This window comes from Blautia liquoris (assembly GCF_015159595.1).
Lineage (GTDB): Bacteria > Bacillota > Clostridia > Lachnospirales > Lachnospiraceae > Novisyntrophococcus > Novisyntrophococcus liquoris.
Map to the genome: position 1 here is coordinate 3,290,530 of NZ_CP063304.1, position 19,944 is coordinate 3,310,473.

At 37.6% G+C, this 19,944-nt stretch carries 25 protein-coding genes and 2 pseudogenes; 3 read left to right on the forward strand and 24 right to left on the reverse strand.

Annotated features, from left to right (window positions below):
- Window positions 1-35: 35 nt before the first annotated feature.
- From INP51_RS14960 to INP51_RS14970, 3 genes are all read right to left on the reverse strand, one after another.
- On the reverse strand, window positions 36-188 hold the full coding sequence (locus INP51_RS14960) for a cyclic lactone autoinducer peptide (protein WP_230406825.1): 153 nt from the start codon (window positions 186-188) through the stop codon (window positions 36-38).
- Window positions 189-409: 221 nt separating this feature from the next.
- Window positions 410-1,714 carry a sensor histidine kinase gene (locus tag INP51_RS14965; RefSeq protein ID WP_193735574.1) on the reverse strand — a complete coding sequence of 435 codons (1,305 nt, stop codon included), beginning with the start codon at window positions 1,712-1,714 and terminating at the stop codon, window positions 410-412.
- Window positions 1,715-1,732: 18 nt separating this feature from the next.
- The gene (locus INP51_RS14970) at window positions 1,733-2,470 is read right to left on the reverse strand and encodes a LytR/AlgR family response regulator transcription factor (protein ID WP_193735575.1); all 738 of its coding nucleotides are present in this window, start codon (window positions 2,468-2,470) and stop codon (window positions 1,733-1,735) included.
- A 253-nt stretch (window positions 2,471-2,723) separates the two neighbouring features.
- On the opposite strand from INP51_RS14970, the pseudogene INP51_RS16620 reads away from it, so the two are divergent.
- Window positions 2,724-4,037 (forward strand): annotated as a pseudogene (locus INP51_RS16620) (IS30 family transposase).
- A gap of 232 nt (window positions 4,038-4,269) precedes the next feature.
- On the opposite strand, the gene INP51_RS16335 reads toward INP51_RS16620, so the two are convergent.
- Window positions 4,270-4,392 carry a hypothetical protein gene (locus INP51_RS16335; RefSeq protein WP_268885800.1) on the reverse strand — a complete coding sequence of 41 codons (123 nt, stop codon included), beginning with the start codon at window positions 4,390-4,392 and terminating at the stop codon, window positions 4,270-4,272.
- Window positions 4,393-4,474: 82 nt separating this feature from the next.
- The gene (locus INP51_RS14980; protein WP_193735576.1) at window positions 4,475-4,702 is read right to left on the reverse strand and encodes a winged helix-turn-helix transcriptional regulator; all 228 of its coding nucleotides are present in this window, start codon (window positions 4,700-4,702) and stop codon (window positions 4,475-4,477) included.
- Window positions 4,703-4,805: 103 nt separating this feature from the next.
- Between INP51_RS14980 and tnpB the strand changes: the two genes are divergently transcribed.
- Entirely contained in the window at window positions 4,806-5,402 is a 597-nt protein-coding gene (gene tnpB, locus INP51_RS14985) for an IS66 family insertion sequence element accessory protein TnpB (RefSeq protein ID WP_193735577.1), read from the forward strand.
- 439 nt (window positions 5,403-5,841) lie between these two features.
- A complete protein-coding gene (tnpC, locus tag INP51_RS14990) occupies window positions 5,842-7,152 on the forward strand; it encodes an IS66 family transposase (RefSeq protein WP_230406826.1) in 1,311 nt (436 codons plus the stop codon).
- A gap of 137 nt (window positions 7,153-7,289) precedes the next feature.
- Here tnpC and INP51_RS14995 read toward each other — a convergent pair whose 3' ends face one another.
- From INP51_RS14995 to INP51_RS15085, 19 genes and pseudogenes are all read right to left on the reverse strand, one after another.
- Complete coding sequence (locus INP51_RS14995; RefSeq protein ID WP_193735578.1) at window positions 7,290-8,954, reverse strand: hypothetical protein; 1,665 nt, start codon at window positions 8,952-8,954, stop codon at window positions 7,290-7,292.
- A complete protein-coding gene (locus tag INP51_RS15000; RefSeq protein WP_193735579.1) occupies window positions 8,951-9,898 on the reverse strand; it encodes a dsDNA nuclease domain-containing protein in 948 nt (315 codons plus the stop codon). Before INP51_RS15000 ends, INP51_RS14995 begins: the two co-directional genes overlap by 4 nt.
- Before the next feature lie 66 nt (window positions 9,899-9,964).
- Entirely contained in the window at window positions 9,965-10,294 is a 330-nt protein-coding gene (locus INP51_RS15005) for a YdcP family protein (protein WP_193735580.1), read from the reverse strand.
- Window positions 10,263-10,625, reverse strand: a complete 363-nt coding sequence (locus INP51_RS15010; protein ID WP_331463467.1) for a helix-turn-helix domain-containing protein — start codon at window positions 10,623-10,625, stop codon at window positions 10,263-10,265. Before INP51_RS15010 ends, INP51_RS15005 begins: the two co-directional genes overlap by 32 nt.
- Window positions 10,622-11,035 carry an IS200/IS605 family transposase gene (gene tnpA / locus INP51_RS15015; protein ID WP_193737403.1) on the reverse strand — a complete coding sequence of 138 codons (414 nt, stop codon included), beginning with the start codon at window positions 11,033-11,035 and terminating at the stop codon, window positions 10,622-10,624. The genes INP51_RS15010 and tnpA overlap by 4 nt, the downstream gene beginning before the upstream one ends.
- Before the next feature lie 434 nt (window positions 11,036-11,469).
- Window positions 11,470-11,925, reverse strand: a pseudogene (locus tag INP51_RS15020) (lysine--tRNA ligase); the annotation flags it as partial.
- Between the two features lie 273 nt (window positions 11,926-12,198).
- Entirely contained in the window at window positions 12,199-13,440 is a 1,242-nt protein-coding gene (locus INP51_RS15025; protein ID WP_193735581.1) for a tyrosine-type recombinase/integrase, read from the reverse strand.
- An 11-nt stretch (window positions 13,441-13,451) separates the two neighbouring features.
- Entirely contained in the window at window positions 13,452-13,706 is a 255-nt protein-coding gene (locus INP51_RS15030) for an excisionase (protein WP_024853349.1), read from the reverse strand.
- Between the two features lie 11 nt (window positions 13,707-13,717).
- On the reverse strand, window positions 13,718-13,936 hold the full coding sequence (locus INP51_RS15035) for an excisionase (protein ID WP_022146406.1): 219 nt from the start codon (window positions 13,934-13,936) through the stop codon (window positions 13,718-13,720).
- A 12-nt stretch (window positions 13,937-13,948) separates the two neighbouring features.
- On the reverse strand, window positions 13,949-14,167 hold the full coding sequence (locus INP51_RS15040) for an excisionase (RefSeq protein ID WP_022146405.1): 219 nt from the start codon (window positions 14,165-14,167) through the stop codon (window positions 13,949-13,951).
- Window positions 14,168-14,260: 93 nt separating this feature from the next.
- Window positions 14,261-14,482, reverse strand: coding sequence for an excisionase (locus INP51_RS15045; protein WP_193735582.1), 222 nt, complete (start codon window positions 14,480-14,482; stop codon window positions 14,261-14,263).
- The gene (locus INP51_RS15050; protein WP_193735583.1) at window positions 14,475-15,035 is read right to left on the reverse strand and encodes a type II toxin-antitoxin system PemK/MazF family toxin; all 561 of its coding nucleotides are present in this window, start codon (window positions 15,033-15,035) and stop codon (window positions 14,475-14,477) included. The genes INP51_RS15045 and INP51_RS15050 overlap by 8 nt, the downstream gene beginning before the upstream one ends.
- Window positions 15,036-15,140: 105 nt before the next feature.
- Entirely contained in the window at window positions 15,141-15,728 is a 588-nt protein-coding gene (locus INP51_RS15055) for a sigma-70 family RNA polymerase sigma factor (RefSeq protein WP_193735584.1), read from the reverse strand.
- 311 nt (window positions 15,729-16,039) lie between these two features.
- A complete protein-coding gene (locus INP51_RS15060; protein WP_002594701.1) occupies window positions 16,040-16,288 on the reverse strand; it encodes a hypothetical protein in 249 nt (82 codons plus the stop codon).
- Window positions 16,285-17,010 carry an ImmA/IrrE family metallo-endopeptidase gene (locus tag INP51_RS15065; protein ID WP_193735585.1) on the reverse strand — a complete coding sequence of 242 codons (726 nt, stop codon included), beginning with the start codon at window positions 17,008-17,010 and terminating at the stop codon, window positions 16,285-16,287. Before INP51_RS15065 ends, INP51_RS15060 begins: the two co-directional genes overlap by 4 nt.
- Before the next feature lie 130 nt (window positions 17,011-17,140).
- On the reverse strand, window positions 17,141-17,716 hold the full coding sequence (lexA, locus tag INP51_RS15070; protein ID WP_331463468.1) for a transcriptional repressor LexA: 576 nt from the start codon (window positions 17,714-17,716) through the stop codon (window positions 17,141-17,143).
- Window positions 17,717-17,928: 212 nt separating this feature from the next.
- Window positions 17,929-18,696, reverse strand: a complete 768-nt coding sequence (locus INP51_RS15075; RefSeq protein ID WP_193735586.1) for a zinc ribbon domain-containing protein — start codon at window positions 18,694-18,696, stop codon at window positions 17,929-17,931.
- 77 nt (window positions 18,697-18,773) lie between these two features.
- Window positions 18,774-18,920, reverse strand: a complete 147-nt coding sequence (locus INP51_RS15080) for a hypothetical protein (protein WP_207736884.1) — start codon at window positions 18,918-18,920, stop codon at window positions 18,774-18,776.
- Between the two features lie 16 nt (window positions 18,921-18,936).
- A complete protein-coding gene (locus INP51_RS15085; RefSeq protein ID WP_193735587.1) occupies window positions 18,937-19,938 on the reverse strand; it encodes a helix-turn-helix transcriptional regulator in 1,002 nt (333 codons plus the stop codon).
- Window positions 19,939-19,944 lie beyond the last annotated feature (6 nt).

Below are 19,944 nucleotides of genomic sequence, written 5' to 3' on the forward strand. Positions count from 1 at the left end.
ACACGATTGCCGACTATTTCATCACAGTTTCCAAATCACTTGACTTTAAACTTATTAGCCGCTTTTGGAAATTCAGGTTGGTGAGCCACCCATATACATGCCGAATTTGCAGTCTGCATAACCAACAATAACGCTAAGACATTTAAACCCTTCATTACACCTTTACCCCAATTTTTTTTTACTTTCATAGATTTATCCTCCTATATTTTTTTGTGCATCATACACCCATTTCCAAAATATTTAAATACAATGTCCCGATTTCGACATTTAATGTCCAAACTTTTCACAAACCCCTTTTATTTTACAAATCTAAATAACAAAAAAACTCCCTTTCAGACTTCAGGTAATCCTCATTTTATTACCTGCCTGAAAGGGAGTTTATCATTCTATCTAAATATGTAATTATTAATCAAACCGCCAGCACTACCACAGCATTAAATTTTTCATCACTAATATAATGTTCTAAATATCCATTATTCTGCTCGGCAATCTTTGAAACGCTTGTCAATCCTATCCCATGCATTCCTGCTTCTTTTTTCGTGCTTATCAATCTTCCCCTATCCTCCTGAATTTTTTCCACGAAATCATTTACTACCTTAATCACACAAAGTTTTCCTTCCTTTTGCATAAAAATTCTTACAATAACAGAGGAATCCTTCTCCTTCTTTGATGCAGCCAAAATAGCATTATCCAGTAAATTACCTAACATGGTAATCAGGTCAACATCCGGAATATGATTCAAAATACAGCCGGGTTCCACATATGCATCAAAAACAATCCCTGCACTTTCTGCTTTAGTCGAATATTCAAACAAAATTATATTTAACATTTTATGATTGCTGTATTCACAAATCTCTTCCCTGTTTAGCTTTCCATTCAGCTTATCCACCACTTTACATATTTCATCATTTTTTCTTTCATAAGCCAACTGTCCTATTACCTTAAGATAATGTGATGTATTATGTACAATTTCATTATAATTGTCATTCCACTCAGCAATTTTAGTCAATCTCTCTACTTCAGCTCTTTGATAAAGAAGTTCTAATTCCTGTTTAGAATTTTCACTTAAATTTTCCGTATACTTTTGAAATGCATAAAATAATACCATGTTTCCAGTTATCATACATACAAAAAACAATGTCATTAATATCTTTAAAACCATATTGTTTCCGATATCTATTCCTGAATAAAACACGATAAGCATAGTACCTAAAGTAGACACAGGCACGCATAGATAAACAAGAAACAGTTTGTTCGTCATTCGTTTTTTCGATTTTGCAGACATCTGTTTTAATACAATAAACGCAATATAATTCAAAAATTTTATAAGCAATAATTGCCATAAATATTCTGACACCGGAATTAAACCTGTTTTCGCCAACAATGCTGTTGTTGTATTGGACAATATAATGTACAAAAACTCCATACCAATCATGACACTATACGCCATAATAAAATACACAAATCTGATTCCTAATTTAGAGTCAAATAATACTGTCACAAAAATCCACAGTATCATAGGAATAAGAATCAAATTCAAAATACTACTTTGCAACATATTAATCAAAAAAATTGCACCTATTGTTCCTGCACATAATATTTTAATGTATTTTCTTTTTACCTTAAATTCAAAAAAATTGTTAAAATAGTCATACAGCAGGAAAACTTCAATAATACAACAAAAAAACAGGATAAGCAAATCCAACCATCCCATTATTTCCCACCTCTCTTATTAATATTTCCCAGCAATACTTTTTGTAAAAATTTGGCGGAATTCTTTTTGATATGTTCTTGATATAGACAAGCATTCATCATTATCCAAATAAACCTCATTATCTACTATTTTTTCAATATGTCCAATATTTATTATGTAGCTACTATGTGCAAAAGCAAGTTCATGATATTTAGCTACCAATGCATCCAGTTTATCATCTACCAGTATCTGTCCCTCAAATTTTGCCGCTTCACAATCTGAGCATACAGTAATTTTACTACCTCTTTTTGCATTTTCTGCATATAAAACATCCTGAATATTAACCCGAATTACATTATTTCTATAATGCCCTACCATATATTCTTCTTTAAACTTTTTTGTTACCTCTGTCAAAATTTCTTTCATTTCACATACAAATTGTCCATCTGAATGCGATTTCAACAAATATCTATAGGGCATCACCTTAAATGATTTGACCGTTGGAGCACGCACTCCTGAACAGAATACCAACACAGTGTCTTTGAATTTTTCACGAATTTTTCTTGCAGTTTCATCCCCATCAATACCACCTAATTCCATATCCAAAATAAGTAAATCTAAATGCACACTAGTATCTAAACTATTAACCAATTCCTCTCCTGAATAAAACTCATGAATTTTAAATTGATATTGATTACTCCCCTTAGCTTGATTAAAAATTTTTCTAATATATGATATAAATACCTTATCATCATCACAAATAGCCACATGATACATAGGGTTTCACCCCTCCTTCGATTTTTATTGGCTAAACATTATAGCGCATTCCCTATGTATAGGTCAATACCATTTTTAATTTTTATATGGTTTGTAAATTAAAAAAGTAAATTCTACTCTGGTTATCCTAACTGGAGTTTAGTCTTTCACATGTGGAGTTAACCCTTTCACATCCAATTTCTACGAGTATTTGATATTCCCTTAATTCTGTAGTATTCTGATATCTGTTGTTCTGACGGCATGGAGGTACACTATGTCGAAATCAATACCCGGTAATCAGAAACATCTGACCTTTGAGGACAGACAGTACATTGAAGACACACTGAATCAGCGTACATCGTTCAAAGATATCTCGAGGTTTCTCTGTAAGGATCCTACAACGATTTCCAAGGAGATCAGAAAACATCGTTCTCAGAATACCTGGAACAGAGGGAGTTTTAACAACCCTTATAACTTCTGTATCCATCGGTTTCGCTGTAAGAAAACAAATGCATGCCAAAAGGTGATTATCTGCGACAAGCATTGCAGATCCTGCCATAAATGCAATCAGGTCTGCCTGCGATTTGAACGGGAATCCTGCACCCGTCTTTTACATGCTCCTTATGTCTGCAATGGATGCAGTAAGAGAAAAAATCTCTGTTCCATCCCAACGAAATATAATTATAATGCCCGTACTGCTCAAAGGGAGTATGAAGAACTTCTGGAAGGCGCATGATCCGGAATCAATCTTACACGCTCAGAGCTTCATAGAATTGATTCTGTCGCTGCTCCGCTGATTGCACAGGGACAGTCACCTTATATTATTGTAACAAATCATCCGGAACTGGGTCTGTCTGTAAAAACACTTTATAACTACATTGACCAGGGGATCCTTCTTTCTCGGAATATCGATTTAAAACGCCAGGTGAAATATAAAGCCCGTAAATGCCATAAAACACAGATTGTAAATCGTGAGGTATTTCAAGGACGAACCTATTCGGATTTTAAAGTTCTGGGGCTGTCTCTTGGCGGGTTCGTTGAAATGGATACCGTATTATCAGCCCGAGGCTCTGACAAATGCATTCACACACTGTATTTCCCGGATATAGAACTATTGCTGGCACATCGTATGGACCGATCTCCGGGAGCTGTGCGGCTTGTATTTGAGCATTTGCAGGCTTCTCTGGGAGATGCCTATGAATTCCAGTCTCTGTTCCCCTGCCTGTTGACCGACCGGGGCAAAGAGTTCGGAGATCCGGACGGATTGGAAACGGATCCGGAAGGGTTTCAGAGAACCAGCATTTATTACTGTGATCCCATGAGAAGCAACCAGAAAGGCGGAATTGAGAATGTACATACCATGCTTCGAATGATTCTGCCAAAAGGCACTTTGTTTGAATCACTGACCCAATGGGATCTCAACAGGGTTGTGAACCATATCAACTCTGCTCCAAGGAAAAATCTGGGAGACCAAACGCCATATGAACTGGCATTAAAAAAATATGGCCCCGAAGTACTCGGGGCCCTGCAGCTAAAACTCATCCCACCCGATGAGGTGATCTTATCACCTAAGCTGCTGAAACACTAGAACCAATAAGAAAAACCTCTGTCAGGACAGACAAATCTTAAATTTAAAGCAGGACCTGTGGAATTAACTTTTTCATACACCAAATCCATAGGTCTTGTTTGCCATACCCAAAAACAGGAAGTTTCTCAAATCTTAGGATCATTATAACATCATTTAAGGGGTTTGTCTTAAGAAACTTATAAAAACTCAAGGTTTTTAGAGGGGGTGTGGAATTTAGTTCTGCATACGGAATTTACTTTTTCAATTCAGGTATATCTTCCGCATACGCTGCATCATCATCGTACCAAAAGACAATTTTTCTTTCCGTTCCCTGAAGCAAGGTATTTAGTTTATCTTGTATTTCCTGTAAATTCATGAAATCCATCTCCTTTATCTACGACATGATATGCGTCATTTATTACGACATTATTTACGTCATATATTACGACATTAAAAAACTATAGAACATTCCAAGTGCCGTTTCTATTTGATCCACTTCTTTCAATTATACCATCATCTTTCATAGTCTTTAACAATCTCTGTATCTGTCTTTCAGACATATCCAACTTCTCTGCTGCACTTTTAGCAGATATTTTGTTATCTTCTATTAACAATGCCAGCAGTTTATCCTGAACGGATTCATTGTCTTTCTTTCCATCTTTCGCAACATTCTGTGTTAATTCCATTAATGCCTGCTTGATAATTTGTAAGTGCTCCAAAAGATATCGTCGTGTAATTCCCGAGAAAATTCTGTAAAATTGACCTAAAATATCTTTAGGAGGCCACGCAATGGATCAGGATAATAGAGCTTTATGGAAAGAACGGATTCAAGAGCAGGCATCTAGCGGTATGTCTATGGCTGCATGGTGCCGGCAGAATCATATAAAAAAGTCTACTTTTTACTATTGGAAGAAACGGCTACATATAGAATCCAGGGAAATACAACCTGTAGCACCTCAGTTTGCCAAACTGGAGCTACCAGCCTCACCAGTACCATCAGGTACAACAGTTATGATGGATCTGTTTGTAAAAGATGCAAGACACATCTACCTGGCATGTGGGGCAACAGACTTCCGCAAACAGTCGGCGGGGCTTGCAGCTATTGTTAATATGCAGTTTGAACTGGATCCTTTTATAAATGAATATGTTTTCCTGTTTTGTAATCGGAAAAGAAACGCAATCAAAGTGCTCCGGTACGACAGCAATGGTTTTATCTTAGCAAACAAAAAGCTTCTGGATGGGATGAAATTCCAGTGGCCAAAAGATCCCTCGGAAGTAAAAGAGATATCCTACCAGCAAGTGCAGTGGCTTTTACAGGGGCTGGAAATTGAACAGAAAAGAGCGCTCCATCCGGTAAAAATGGATGCGAAGTCCACCTGTTTTTGACCACTGAAAAGTGACAGATAAAGCCTCTGGAAAGCGCGTAAAATTAGCACTTTTCGGTGCTTGGGATGTGCAAAAAAGATGGCATTATATGCTCCAAAATGGTATAATTATAGGTAAGAAAACAAAGGATAAGTATACCAATGACAGAACATGAATAACTGCTGAAACTTCGAGTGCTTGCCGAAAAACAACAAAAGGAAATCGAAGCAAAAGATAAGATTATCCAAAAACAGAATATACAGATCGAAAACATGATCTAGGCACTTCTTCATGCAAGAAAGAAGTTGTTTGGTTCCTCCACAGAAGTATCACAAATGGAAGGACAATTATCTTTGTTACCTCTCTGCAGGATCTTGCGGGAGGGCTGCTTAAAGAGAAAAAGGAGATTGCTGTTCCTGGTTATACAAGGACAGCACGGAAACCTGGGGTAAGAGAAGAAATGCTTGCAGGGTTGCCGCAGGAAGTAGAGGAGTATGTAATTCCAGAAAAGGAGACCTGTTCTAAATGTGGTGGAGAGTTAATCGTTATCGGTAAAAAGGTCGTCCGTACGGAAGTGGAGTTTGAACCGGCAAAGCTGAAGGTAAAACAGATCATTCAGCAGGTGGCAAAGTGTACAATGTGTGGAAAAGAAGGAAGTGAAAACCCAAGAGATCACTTTCAGAAAGCGGCAGTTCCTTCACCGATACTACCTCATTCAATAGCAACCTCCTCTCTTGTGACCCAGGTCATATATCAGAAGTTTGCACAGGGTTTGCCGTTTGCCCGTCAGGAGAAGGACTGGTATCGGATGGGATTGGTGTTGTCAAGAGGAAACTTGACCAATTGGACCATTCGCTGCAGCGAGGAATGGCTGACCCCCATTTATAACAGGATTCATGAGGTGCTGTTGAACTGCCAGATTCTGCACATGGACGAAACCCGAATCCAGTGTAATAAGGAAATGGGGAAAAAGGCAAGCAGTGAGTCCTATATGTGGGTAATTCGCAGCGGTGCCTGTGAAGACATTCGGGCCGCCTTCTTCCATTACTCCCGCACCAGAAGCGGTGACGTTGCAAAAGACCTATTATGGGGATTTCACGGATATCTGACCACGGATGCATACATAGGGTATGAAAAGGTGGAAGCATCAAAGGAAATTTATTGCCGGCGTTACTATATAGAAAGCATCCCGTTGGATAATCAAGGGGAGGAAATCCCCGGGTCCAAGGGAGCAGAAGGCAGGGAGTTCATCAATCTCCTCTTTAAAGTTGAGCAAGAGATTAAGGATCAGCCTTATGAAGATAAAAAACAGAAGCGTCAGGATGCGTCACGTCCCATCCTCGAGGCCTTTTGGTCGTGGGTGGAAGAAACAGCGGCCCTTTCTACTACGAATGAAAAACTGACAACTGCGCTGGTATACTCTAAAAACCAGAGAAACTATCTGGAAACATTTTTAGAAGATGGCAGGCTGCCAATCTCGAATAATTTATGCGAAGCAAATATAAAACCTTTTGCCACAGCAAGACGTGCATGGCTTTTTGCAGACACACCTAAAGGTGCAACGGCCAATGCCGTTCTCTATACATTAGTAGAATCCGCCAGGGCCAATGATCTGGATGTTTATGAATACCTGAAATACATCCTGGAAAGCATGCCCAATAACGACTATCTAAATCATCCAGAGATACTGGATAAATACCTGCCCTGGTCAAAAGAATTGCCAGAAGAATGCAGGTTGATTCATAAGCATAAAAAATGTCTCAAAAAATGATAGGCTTGGAATTACACAGCGCCATCTTTTGAAGCACTTACATCATTAGCTTTGATTCGTTTTCCTTTATGTTTAAAGATTGTATCACTCCTTTCTTGGGTATGAAAAAGCAAGTGGCATTTACCACCTGCTCATTTTTATTGCACTTCCATTATTTGAGAAGCAATAGCCTCATATTTATCAGAGGATAGCAAATGTTCTTCTACTTGAATAATGTTATAGCTTTTTATGCTTTCTAAATATTGAACATTGTCTGTTACTATTGAAAAGAAAATCTGATGTTCTAAAGATAAGAAGTATTTCTCAATCGCTTGGAACAATGTATTTGCGGTATCAGTAGAAATTTCATTTTTAATAAAGGAATCCATACAGAAAGGTATTTTATAAATTCCATATTTCTCTATCAATGAAAAATACATTAAATAGTAGCCAAGATATTTGATGTTTTTATCCATACCACTACCATCAATTTTTTTGAACTCTAAAAATCCTAATTCATTAGAATCTGTAAGTCCCAATGTGATTCGTATTCTGTTTTTAAAATCGTCAAAAGTCGTTTTTATTTGATTTTTTAAATCTTCTTTTTCTTTCTCCAATTTCCGCTTTTCTTTTTGAAGTTCTTTCTTTTTAGTATCATGCTCTAATCGAGTTGCTTTCTCTTTCTCGACAGTATTTTCTATTTCCGATACTGCAACCGTCTTAGCCCTAGCCTTGATATATTCATCTATTGTCAGTAATTGCTTAGATTTTTGAATTCTACTATTTAATTCGTCTATTTTCTCCTCAACCGTGTATTGTTGGCACTGAATATCTTTTACTTCTTGCTCCAATTTCTCAATCTTTTTTGATATTTTATCTCTCAATACAATAATTTCAAATTTGTTATTGTTAAGCCCTAATCTGGTAAGAGATTGTTCTTGTGTTAATTTTGAATGACAATATTTACATTCTGTTTCAATATACTTATGACGCTTTTCGTTCATCTTCAAAAGTTGATTCAATTCATCAAAATCTTGTCTTTGTAAGTCCAACTCTTCTCTTTTCTTCACTAATTTTATTTTAAATGTCAGTGCTACTTCTCCATATTCATTAACCAATCTCAAATAGTTTTTTATTTCCGTATCAAGCTTATCTCTATCAATTTCCTGTGCTTCGGGGACTTCTGATGTTTTTTCTTTGTAGTTGTCTAAAACTTTCCCCAGATTATCAATAATACTATTACAAACTTTAATGTACTCACTATACTGATTTATTTGGTTCTGTAATTTTTGCACTTCAATATCTGATATTGAAAAAATATATTCAAAAATCCCTTTGGGTACATCACTATATTGTCCCAATGTATCTGATACCCTGCGATATAGTACACCGTCCCAAGAGTCATCTTGATCGATATAGAATGGCAATAACAATGCCGTTGAATATACTGAATGTAGTTTCTTGGATTGCTTATTTGGTAATTTCATATCTATACCCAATGTTATTTGAAGCCATTCTGAATATTCCTTTGAATTCAAAGGTGTATCGTCTGCATCTACTTTATATATATCACTCTGGCGTGTGACAGTATGGCTAATACCATCATCAAACTTGACTTTTAGTTGAAAAACTTTATTACTTATATTCCAACCACTTGGGAATTGTCTAATATCAAATCCTAATGTGTAATATATCGATTTAAGTAAACTAGACTTTCCTTTTTTATTTCCAGTACTAACTATAAGATTAGTGCCATCGGAAAAGTCATAACTGGTAGCAGTTTTATCTTTAAAATCAACAATAGATAATGATTCAATTATCATGATTCTCCCTCCCATAAATCACAAAGGCACTCAACCGAAATAGCAACAAGTAAATTAACATCGCTAATTGTATCATCAGTTTCTCTTACAATAGTAACAAGCTCGTCAATCAATTCATCTTCCGATGAATTTTCAAAATCTAAATTGCAACAATTGCAATGCTCTTTGGCTTTCTTTTTAGTATTTTGATAGTGAATTAATATTTTAGTTCGCTCAAATCTAATTCTTTCCTTTTTAAAGGTATTATATTTAGATTTATCTAATATCTCATCAAATAAATCTAACTGTTGAACACGAATAAAAATATTTTTCAAATATTCACCATTAATTGTCTTCTCAGTGTAATCATCACCACTGACAAGTACTTCACTTTTTTGATCAATCATAAGGGATAGCTCAGCCAAAACTGCTCGACCGCTCTCCTTATCAACATGCAACCCTTGCGTAACCATTTCGCCAAACAATCTTGATATTGCTTCTGTCAAGTCATTGTTAAATGGTGTTGTATAAAGAAATTGATTATCCAACCTCTCTTTTTGACTCTCATCTAATTGTAGTTCTGTAGTAATTTTATCCTTATGTTCATCTGTATATTTTAAAAGTGGAGAGGTAATATTGCCCGTTGGAAGAACTGTAAGCTCTTTTTTAAAAGACGCACTTATGTCCCAAAAGAAGATTTTACGAATATCTTCATCTTGACCAGGAATAAGATTTTTCCCAATTATTTCTTTTTTAATTAACTTATTTAAAGTCATACATTTTGAGCCTTTAACCTGTATAAAAATATTTTTATCATCTATATGGACTTGAAAATCATCTTCTGCTTCTGGAATAATGTGAAACTCATCTCGGCTATAATTCTTTATCATAACCAAAATTATACAAGCCTTTTGATAATTGAATCCCTTTATAGCTATTGCTCCGCCATTATCTGTTGTAGACATTTCACCCCTCCTAACCTTACTCTAATTTTAGATTATAACATGAATAAAGGTAATGTTAAAGAAGTGTTATTTTTCCTCATGGTTCTGTTTTGATGGATTAGGCTGATTCCTAGCAGAATTTTCCAAAATTATGTCATCTGCCTTGATGTACCAGTCAACATCAGCACCCATATAGGTAGCAGTAGCTACTGTATCAGCAACTGGATTGATAAGCTCTACTCGTGCGTTGTAGTCAAACTCCTTCAAAGATACGCTGGCAGGAATGCTCTCTCGAATCATGCGTCCTTGTCCTTTGGATTTAAGGTCATAGGTTCTTTCCTTGATTTCTTCCGATACTGTACCGTCTTCATTCTGGATTCTTACTTCACGACGAAGTGCAGAGTACTTCATTTCCATTTACTACATTCGTCGTATAACTTGCACGGCTTCTGTGTTTTGATTTGAACTTTGGAAAACCACTCTGCGGATTTCTAAAAAAGTTCTGATATGCCCTTTCCAGATGAAGCTGCACATTGGCTAGTGCCAGTGAATCCACCTCTTTCAGCCACGGATACTGTTTTTTATAAAAAGCCGGCGTATTCTTCAACCGCTTTTTACTTTTTTGATATTCTTTCATCTTATCTTCCAACATCACGTTGTATAGAAACCGGCAGCATCCAAAGGTTCTTGCAAGCTGTTCTCCCTGCTCTTTATTTGGATAGATACGAAATTTTATGGCTTTGTTCATGCTTTTTCACCCTGACTTTCAATATAAGCCCGTATGGTTTCGATTGGTGCTCCTCCTGCACTGAGCAGACAAAAACTCTGGCTCCAGAATGCTTCTTTCCAAAGTTTCTCTCGAATCTGTGGATATTCTTTCTTAATTAACTGACTGCCTGCACTCTTATAGGCATTGATAAATTTGCTGAGTTCGCTTTTCGGCTGAGCCCGGAACATCACATGAACATGATCCCTGTCATGATTCCATTCTTCCAAGGTAATTCCATACTTGGGTGCAATATAAGAAAAAATCTCCTCCGCCCTTTTAGAACTATCATCATCAATCACTTTTCTCCTGTATTTTACGACCATAATCAGATGGTAATACAGGAGGAATACTGAATGTGCATTATTGTCCAATTTATTCACATCTATCATCTCTTTTCTCTTATCGACTGATGATAGCATAACACATTTTTGTCATAAGAACAAGTGTTCTCTCCATGTTTTAGAAAAAGTTTTGGAGGATACATGCAAAAAGCAACGATCCCTATACTGGTCGCTGTATATAATCTTTTCCAAAGATTTGGACATTATGGCAATTCATCCCGCCACCTGAAGAGGAAGGGGAATTCTTGCTAATTTATGTTAAATAAATATAATATTCCTACTTGCAACTTCGAATTTGCAATTCTCATTATTTTAAAAATGGGCAATCCCGATTGGGACTGCCCATTCACGCTTGTAATTATGCGTTTTTTTCGATCTGCACCGATCTCTGCATTAAATAATGTAATTTTAATGTAAATCACTGTTTTTTCAGAATTTCAACAAATGAAGTACATCTCGTTTATCGGGCAAAACGGTACATCTTAATACAGTTTCGCCCCTGCCGGAATATGGTCATCTACTAATAGAAGGTGCAGTTTCTCTTCTCCCTCTTCTTCATGAACAGCAGAAATCAGCATTCCACAGGAATTAATTCCCATCATCTTTCTCGGAGGAAGATTTACAATTGCAATTGCAGTCTTTCCAATCAGTTCCTCCGGCTCGTAGTATGCATGAATACCACTTAAGATCGTGCGGTCTGCATCAGTTCCATCATCCAGCGTAAACTGTAAAAGCTTCTTGCTCTTTGGAACAGCAATACAGTCTTTGATCTTCACAGCACGGAAATCTGATTTGCTAAATGTATCAAAATCTACCATTTCCTCGAAAAGCGGTTCGATCTTCACCTTAGAAAAATCAATCTTTTCCACTGGTTCTGCTGCCTTCTCAGGAGATATCGCAGCAGCCTTCTTTTCTCCACCGATACTCTTCATCGTCGGAACTTTCTCCGACGCAATTCCGAAGCCACTCATATTCCTGAGCAACTCCCTACTTTGCTTTTTTCAACCAGATAAAAAGCCTTGTTTACCTTTAAAATTGATTACTTTCCGCATAAGCAGTTGTATTATTTGATGTATTTGATGTAAATCCCGATTGAGAGAATGGGTTCTTCAATCGGATTGCTTACTAAATTATAATCATTATTATTAAATAAGTCAATCAGACCAAAAAAGCAGCGTACCAATTTTCATTTTAAAGTACGCCACTTTTTCCTACGCTATTGAATTATTGAAGTATTTATCCAGTCCATCAAACTCAGTTCTTTTTAGTTCCTTTGTTACATCAGTATAGATATTTAAGGTTGTTGTTATATCCTTATGTCCGAGTGTATCCTGAATAACTTTTATATTTACACCTGCTTCACACATTCTTGTTGTAAATGTATGTCTGAGCGAATGACAACTAAAATGCGGTAAAAGCACTTCTGGGTTTTCTGTTTTCAAAAACTGCTCATCGTTGCAATCACGGATTATGCGTCGGATTGCCTTATTCAAAGTTGATTGATGTTGTGGCTGTCCGAAGCGATTGAGAAATATAAAATCTGTATATCCATCTATGGTTGCTTCGCAGTGAACCCCTAGCAGTTCTTGTCTTTCTTTTTCCATAACAAATGCTTCTTTAACAAAATCGAGCATCGGAACTTGTCTATTTCCAGCTTCTGTCTTTGGAGTATTCACATTGAAATAGCAGCCCTTTTTTCCTTCAGAAGTTCTGTGGTCATAATAAACCAACGTGTGATTAACATCTATAATCCCATCTTCCAAATCAATATCACACCATCTGAGTCCGGTAACTTCTCCAACTCTTAACCCCGTTCCAAGCATTACTGCAAACACCGGATACCAATACACTGCTGCATTAGAGTTCTTCAGATAATCCATAAACAATTCCTGCTCAGGTCGAGTAAGTCCCCTGCGTTTCTCTGTCTTGAAGCAATGAGCTTTTTTCAATTCCCTTAAAACATTATTTGTCGGATTGTTTCTGATATAGTTATCATCAACCGCCATATCAAATATCTGATGAAGAATGTTGTGGACACCATCAACCGTTGCTGGCTTCAATCCTCGCTCATCAACCAGATAATTATAAAATCTCTTAATATCTGATTTCAAAAATGTTGAAACTCTCTTAGAACCGATTTGCCGACGTACAAAGGTTTCATAAATATATTTGTAATTCTCAAAAGTGTTGTTTTTCAATCCTCTCTTCAGGTCTTTCCACAACTCATATAAATCATCGAGTGTAACATATCGTGCTTCCGCTTTTATGCCATCACTTTTGTCTTTCTCAATCGCTTCCTCTTTAATCCTGAGTGCTTCAAGCGTTTTTGAATAGACATATCTTCTTTTATGGTTTTCATCAGTCCAACTGTACTGATAACTTCCATCACTTCTTTGAAGTTCTCCCGTCCGAAGAACTGTCCTTGTTTTATCTTTTCGTTTTGGTCTTGCCACGGCTGTTCCTCCTATATTTCATTCCTGCTATTTAAAAATTCCACAAATTTGTCGATGATGACATACACCTGATAACCGTCTGTCGTCATAAAATTGCAGTCTTTCCTTTTCATCAGCTCTCGTATTTTTCCCCTTCCGATACCTGTATAAGCGGCTGTTTCATTTACCGACAAACATTTCTTTTTCCAAAATGGCTGCTCTTTTTTCTTTTCTATAAGGCTTTCCCGATAAGCAATCATTTCTTCATCTGCAAAATCCACATTCATCGTTCCACCTCCTAAATCTCATACATTTTTTCAATGTACTCATCAAACAATTCTCTTTTTATCATTCGGCGTTTTCCCACCCATAACACAAATGGACAGTCAGCAAACCTTGTCATTTCACGAAGTTTTTCTCTGCCAATGCCGGTATAGGCAGTAGCTTCATCAATGGTCAGATACGGCTTATGCCATATCGGCACTTCTAATCTTTCTTTTTTTACTGGATTACTCACAATAATACCTCCTCATATCGAATACTGCTTTTTTATAAATTCAACAAATTCTTCTCTCTTGATAAGTCGCTTTGAGCCATTCCATAAAACGAACGGACATCTTTCATTATCGGTAAGCTGTCTGATTTTTCTGCTTCCAACACCTGTATAAGCTGCGGCTTCATCAATTGTAAGCATTACTTTCTCCCAAAGTGGGACATTATAGATTGTTTCATCTTTTTCGTTGTTCATATGCTGTAACCTCCTTTGCGTGGTTACAGCATACTCAAAAATCTACACTGAGCCAACGATGCGAATTTGCTCATCGCAGATTTGACTTTTTTATTAAATAGAATACTGATTTGCAATATATTTCTCAAAAATTTTTCGCTTTATCATTCGGCGGCTTCCTATCCAAAGTACAAATGGGCAATCTTGCTTTTCCGTCATTTCATAAAGTTTTCCTGTTCCAATATTGGAATATATAGATGCTTCTTCAATCGACAAATTAGGCTTATGCCAAAGAGGTACATTATAACTCTGCTTCTTTACACTGCTATTAGACATTCTTGCACCTCTTTTCTTTCTTTGATGAATATCTGTCGGTAACAACATAATCCCAACCATCCCCATCGCACTTATCACATCTGTCTTTTCGCTTTGCAAATGGGTCAAGTCGCCTTACAATATAGTCCGGATTGTGGATGTAATCATTCAGGCACTTCGGGCATAGACAACGAATATTTTCTTTCCTCTCCGGCTTGTAAACCCAAAGTCCAAAAGTCTTTTTCAAAGTTGCATTTATCTGCCTGAAAAGTTTATCGTCATCTATCGTACCTATGTATTCACGCAAATCCTCTCTATTGACTGTCCGAATTTGCTCCAGAAGAACCATTGACGGTTTCTTCAGTCCAAACTCCTCGCCAAGAATAATGTGCGATGGCAAATATCTTTTCTTGATTACACTTGTAACCGCTGCAACAATAATCGTTGGAGCATTCTGGTTATAATCGTCTGCCTGAACGACAAGCACCGGACGTTCTCCGCTTTGTACTGAACCACTGTTATCTCCAAAGTCATAGTAGAATAAATCCCCACGACAAATCATTTTTTCTTTCATATACATAACCTCACAAGAATCAAATTTTTAAAGTGTCATTCGTATCCGGAATGAAATAACCCCTTCACTCATTTGGACAAAGGGGTCTGAAATGCACACCCAAAATCAGAGATTTTCATAAAATTTGATAAAGTTTTTCTTTGCCGCAGCAATGGACTTATCCACGGAGCTGTAATATACGCCCTCCTGCTTTGCAATCGCTCTGGAACTCAGACCGCAGCATACATTCTTCATAAGGCGTTCCCTTTGAAATGGCTGCAACATTGAAAGTGCTATCCTTGCTTTCCTGATTTCACACTGACGCAATTCTTCTCTTTCCAGTTCAAGCCTTTCTTCCTCTGCTCTTTCAAACGGGTCGTCAAACATAATGGCAAGTTCTTTATGGAACTGTGATGACATTTCATCGTCATATCCATAGCAGTCAAGTGTGCGACTGCTTCTCTTTGCATACTTATCCTCATTTCGGTTTGCATCGTCAATTACCTCTCCCTGTGCAATGGAAAGATGAACAAACGGAGAATATCTTTCTATAACAAGGGGATACTTCTCCCAAAGCTCTTTTACAGACAATTCCGTAATAATCGCCCATTTTTCATCTCCGGTATAACCGTTATATTCGTATTTAAGATTTATCAGTTTACAATTCTTTTCAAATAATTCTTCTTGTTCTGTTAATGTAAGTTTGTTTGTCATTTCCGTAATCTCCTTTGAATTTTGAAAAATTGATAAGTTTCAAAATTCGGAGATTACGGGTACTCAGCTATCTGGCACTGCCATGCGTTATAAAACATAAAAGTCCTTTCCCAAGTAAGGGAAAAGACCTAATACTGCACGAAGCATAATCGAATAAAACAGCAACAAAAAAAGCACCGTCGAATCTGGACAGCAAAGAATACTTCTATTCTTCACTTATCCGGCTTCGTACGGTGCTTGGTAGTTTAGCAAATAAATTGCTTATCTCCGCTTACTCGATTAGAAATCGTTTCGATATTTACTTGTAATCTTCATCGCCTGCAATTCCTGCCATATCCGTTCCTACGGATTCTTCGGAAGTAAGCGAGATTTAAGATGTGGACATTCTTGCATTTCTGACACTTCACACTCAAATGTCCGGTTGCGTCTGAAAAAACTCTCTGTATCCTGAACCCGCAAGTCGGGCAGAGAATATCACGCTCTTTCAGGCTTTCTGCTTCTACTCTTGACAGAAGCAATCTCTTTTGTATTTCAGGTGCTACCTGAGTCTGTAACCTCATTGCGAAACACCTCCCAGATTTAACTCATTGGAAATGTACTCAAGGATATTGTGATACTCAAATAGTCCCATATCTCTCAATCTGATAACCAAGGCTGTATAAGATACTCCGATATAAGCTGCCATTCTGCGGATAACTGCTTTATCATTTGAAGTAATGGTATTATCGCCATAAACCTTTATCGGATTTGACTGATTATATTTCGCCAAGGCATTTTCAATAATTCTTCTCGGCATAAGAAGCGAAGCTCCCATTGTATCTGCCTGCCACTCAACAGACGCAAACATCTGAGCCAGTTCCTCTTTGGAATAACTACGCTCACTGTCATACTCTGCATGAAAGCGTCCTTCACTCGGCATTGCATACATCTTACTCAAGATATGATGTGACGCTTCGTGTGCCATTGTAAACCTGCGACGTCCCTGCTCCTTTTCGGCAAGAAGAAATTTATCAAGTACGATGGTATCTTTCGGGAAAACAAAGGGAATAATTTTTCCGTCCTGATGTATCAGCAGTGGTGTTGCTCCATCTGCCAGAAAACCAATCCTGCCTGCATCATCTTCTGCGAAAGAAGCGTATTCAATTCGTAACATAAGAAATTCTGTAATGAAATGTTCTATGTCGATGGATTGAATCACTCGATTGCTAAACTTATTAGCATAAGCTGTTATCAAGCCTTCGCTGATTTCTTCCAACTCGGCTCTTGACATATAAATACTCAAGTTGTGTCCACCTCCGACTCCACCTTGTCCGGCGGTGCAACTCCTCCGGCAAAGTTCTGTTGTATTTCCGCACTATCCAAATTGATTAGATAGCGAATTCCTTCAAGTGTTCTCATTCGTCTGTCCTCTGTTATAGTTCTTTGATGATATGACAAGCCACACCTTGAATGCAGCACTCATCTACAATAATGTCTTTCATCTTCTTATTTTCCGGGTGGAGAATGATTTTCTTATTCTCATCATCTCGGAAGTAGCGTTTCAACGTATTCTGATTATCCACAAGAGCAACTACTATATCGCCCTCTTTGGCTTCTACCTGCTTTTTAACAACCACAAGGTCGCCGTCATCAATCCCTGCTTCAATCATAGACTGACCGCTCGCTCTTAATATGAAGAAATCTCCTTTGCCGAAAATAGCAGTAGGAAGTGATACATATTCTTCAATATTTTCTTCCTCATACTGAGGACTGCCACAAGGAATAGAACCTACAATCGGCGTCTGTGTCTGTTCGCCACTGTACTTACGGGTCACATTGGTACGAATCTCCTGCCCGTCATATTCAATCATATTCTTCTGAGCCATCTCTACCAAGTATTTGTATGCTGTACCTCTGGCAATACCAACCGCTTCAGCAATCTTTGTAGTCGATGGGGATTGTCTGTTTTGCAGGTAATAATCCTCGATATACTTTTTTATCTCACTCATAAGTTCAGGACTCTTGCTTCTCATACCTGCACCTCGCCTTCTTTTCTATCGGAAGCAGTTTGCTTTCGATAGTTTTATTATACCTGATACGAAAAATTTTTCAAGTAGGTTTTTCGTAAAAGAAAAGAGGTGTCGCAATTTGCTAACACCTCAAAATTCCTTTGCTTGCACTGAAATCATTAACTCCAATGGCTTACTATTTTTCTCTATTCTCATCTTTTCTTATACAATACAAGTTCCGGATTTTTACCGTCTTCTTCATAAGTGCAAATAAGAATAAAATCCATATCTGCAACAACGCCGAAACATCTATCGCCGCCGTATTCACATTCAAGCTGATTGCCCAGATATGTCTTTGCCTCATTCAAAAACTTAGCCGCTTGCCCATTCGGAAGTCGGTACTCAAGATTCACATACTTTCCCACAAGGGCATTCAGTTTTTCCACCTTTGGCATTCCGTCAACATTCAATTCGTTAATCTCATTGATTAACTTTTTCTTGAATTCTTCAAACTGACCGTTATCACTAAGCTCATCATATTTCTTCCAGTAATCCAAAGTAGGAAGCAGCTCTTTCATATAAGAACGGGCTTGTTCCTCCGTGAAATTCTCGCTTACCATATTTTTAACACAAACTTCAATCAAATCATCCATATCATTGTAAGTATATGTTCCATCGGCATAACACCACTTACAATAGTCCTCGTTGAAAGAACCATCGTGATTGTGTCCGATAATATCATCATCTTCAAGCGGCATTCCGCAGCATTGACAAATAAGCTTTCTCGGTGAGCCTAAAAGTGTATTTATAGAAACATCGAATACTTCTGACAGCAATTTCAATGTTTCCGTATTCGGAACTGTTTCTCCGTTTTCCCAACGTGAAACTGCCTGACGACTTACAAAAACTTTTTCTGCAAGCTCATCCTGTGACATTCCCTTTTGAGTACGAAGTTCAAGTATGACCTGTTTTGTATCCATTATGCAGTACCTCCCTTACACCTTTATTATAGTCTAACGCATTATCTCAAACAAGCAACTCGCAGTTGCTGTCCTTATTACTCGCCTTTTTCGTTCACGGCTACCCAAATTTCACAATGATAGTTTGGGGCGGTTGTATCCGCAGACGGATAAACTTCAAACTCCACACCCTCGGCATATTCATACTGCGAGCTTTGCGGGAAGATTCTGCCGTTTCTTGACATCGTATGCTTTGGAGTGTTAGATTCCCTGTTCTTTGTTTTCTTTTTGCTGCATACCCTCATCGGCTTGTGCAATCATCTGCCTGTACTGTTCTTTCACACTTTCCGGTGCAAGTATTTGTACCTTGCCATTAAAGCCAAACACCCAACCAAAAAAGGTCGGACTGGCTGATACTTCGGTCTGTACCCTGAAAGAAGTCATATCATACGCAAGGGTTGTCACATCTTCTCCGAAACGGTCAACCATTGTTTTCATCAAGCTGTTATCACACCGTAAATCCACAAGAACTTTCTCGCCTGAGAACATAAAGAAAACTTCCTTTGTGTAATTCTCAATATCAAAATCATCAGGCATAGGAATAATGTCCTTATTCAATATCTCCGGCTTGGAAGCAATACGGTCTACCCTGAAATTGATAACCTTACTTTTCTTCTCAGAATATCCGAGAACATAATAATAGTCCCCACACCAGAGAAGTTTATACGGACTGAGTTTATAAATCTCGCCCTTATTCTTTAGAACCTTTTTCTTTAATCCGGTATAATCATAATACTGAAAAGAAATCTGTTTGCCTGCGTTGATGGCATCGTTTATAGCGTCAATAATGTAATATATCTGCTCATTATCCGGCTTAATACGATTGACCACATAGTTATTACGCTTCAGCTTTGCCACCTGCCCAGGACTTGTCATCGTATGTATCTTCTCAATCAGAGTTTCGCTTTTCTTCTTTGTGATGAACTTCGATGACTCCACTGCATCTATCAGCAGTTTCAGTTCCGGCAGTTCTAACTTGCGGCTGGCTACAAAGTATTTGCTCTGAGTAGAGTGGATAGTAACAATATCCATTCCAAACTCCTGAAGTGCTGCAATGTCTTTTGTGACCGTCGTTCTATGTGCAGATATTCCGTATTCATCATTCAATATATTGATTAACTGTGTTGTGGAAAGAGGATTTTCTTCATCAGTTCTTTCCAGTAAAATCTTTTGTAGGTATAAAATCCTTGGCTTTGTTTCCATTGTTGT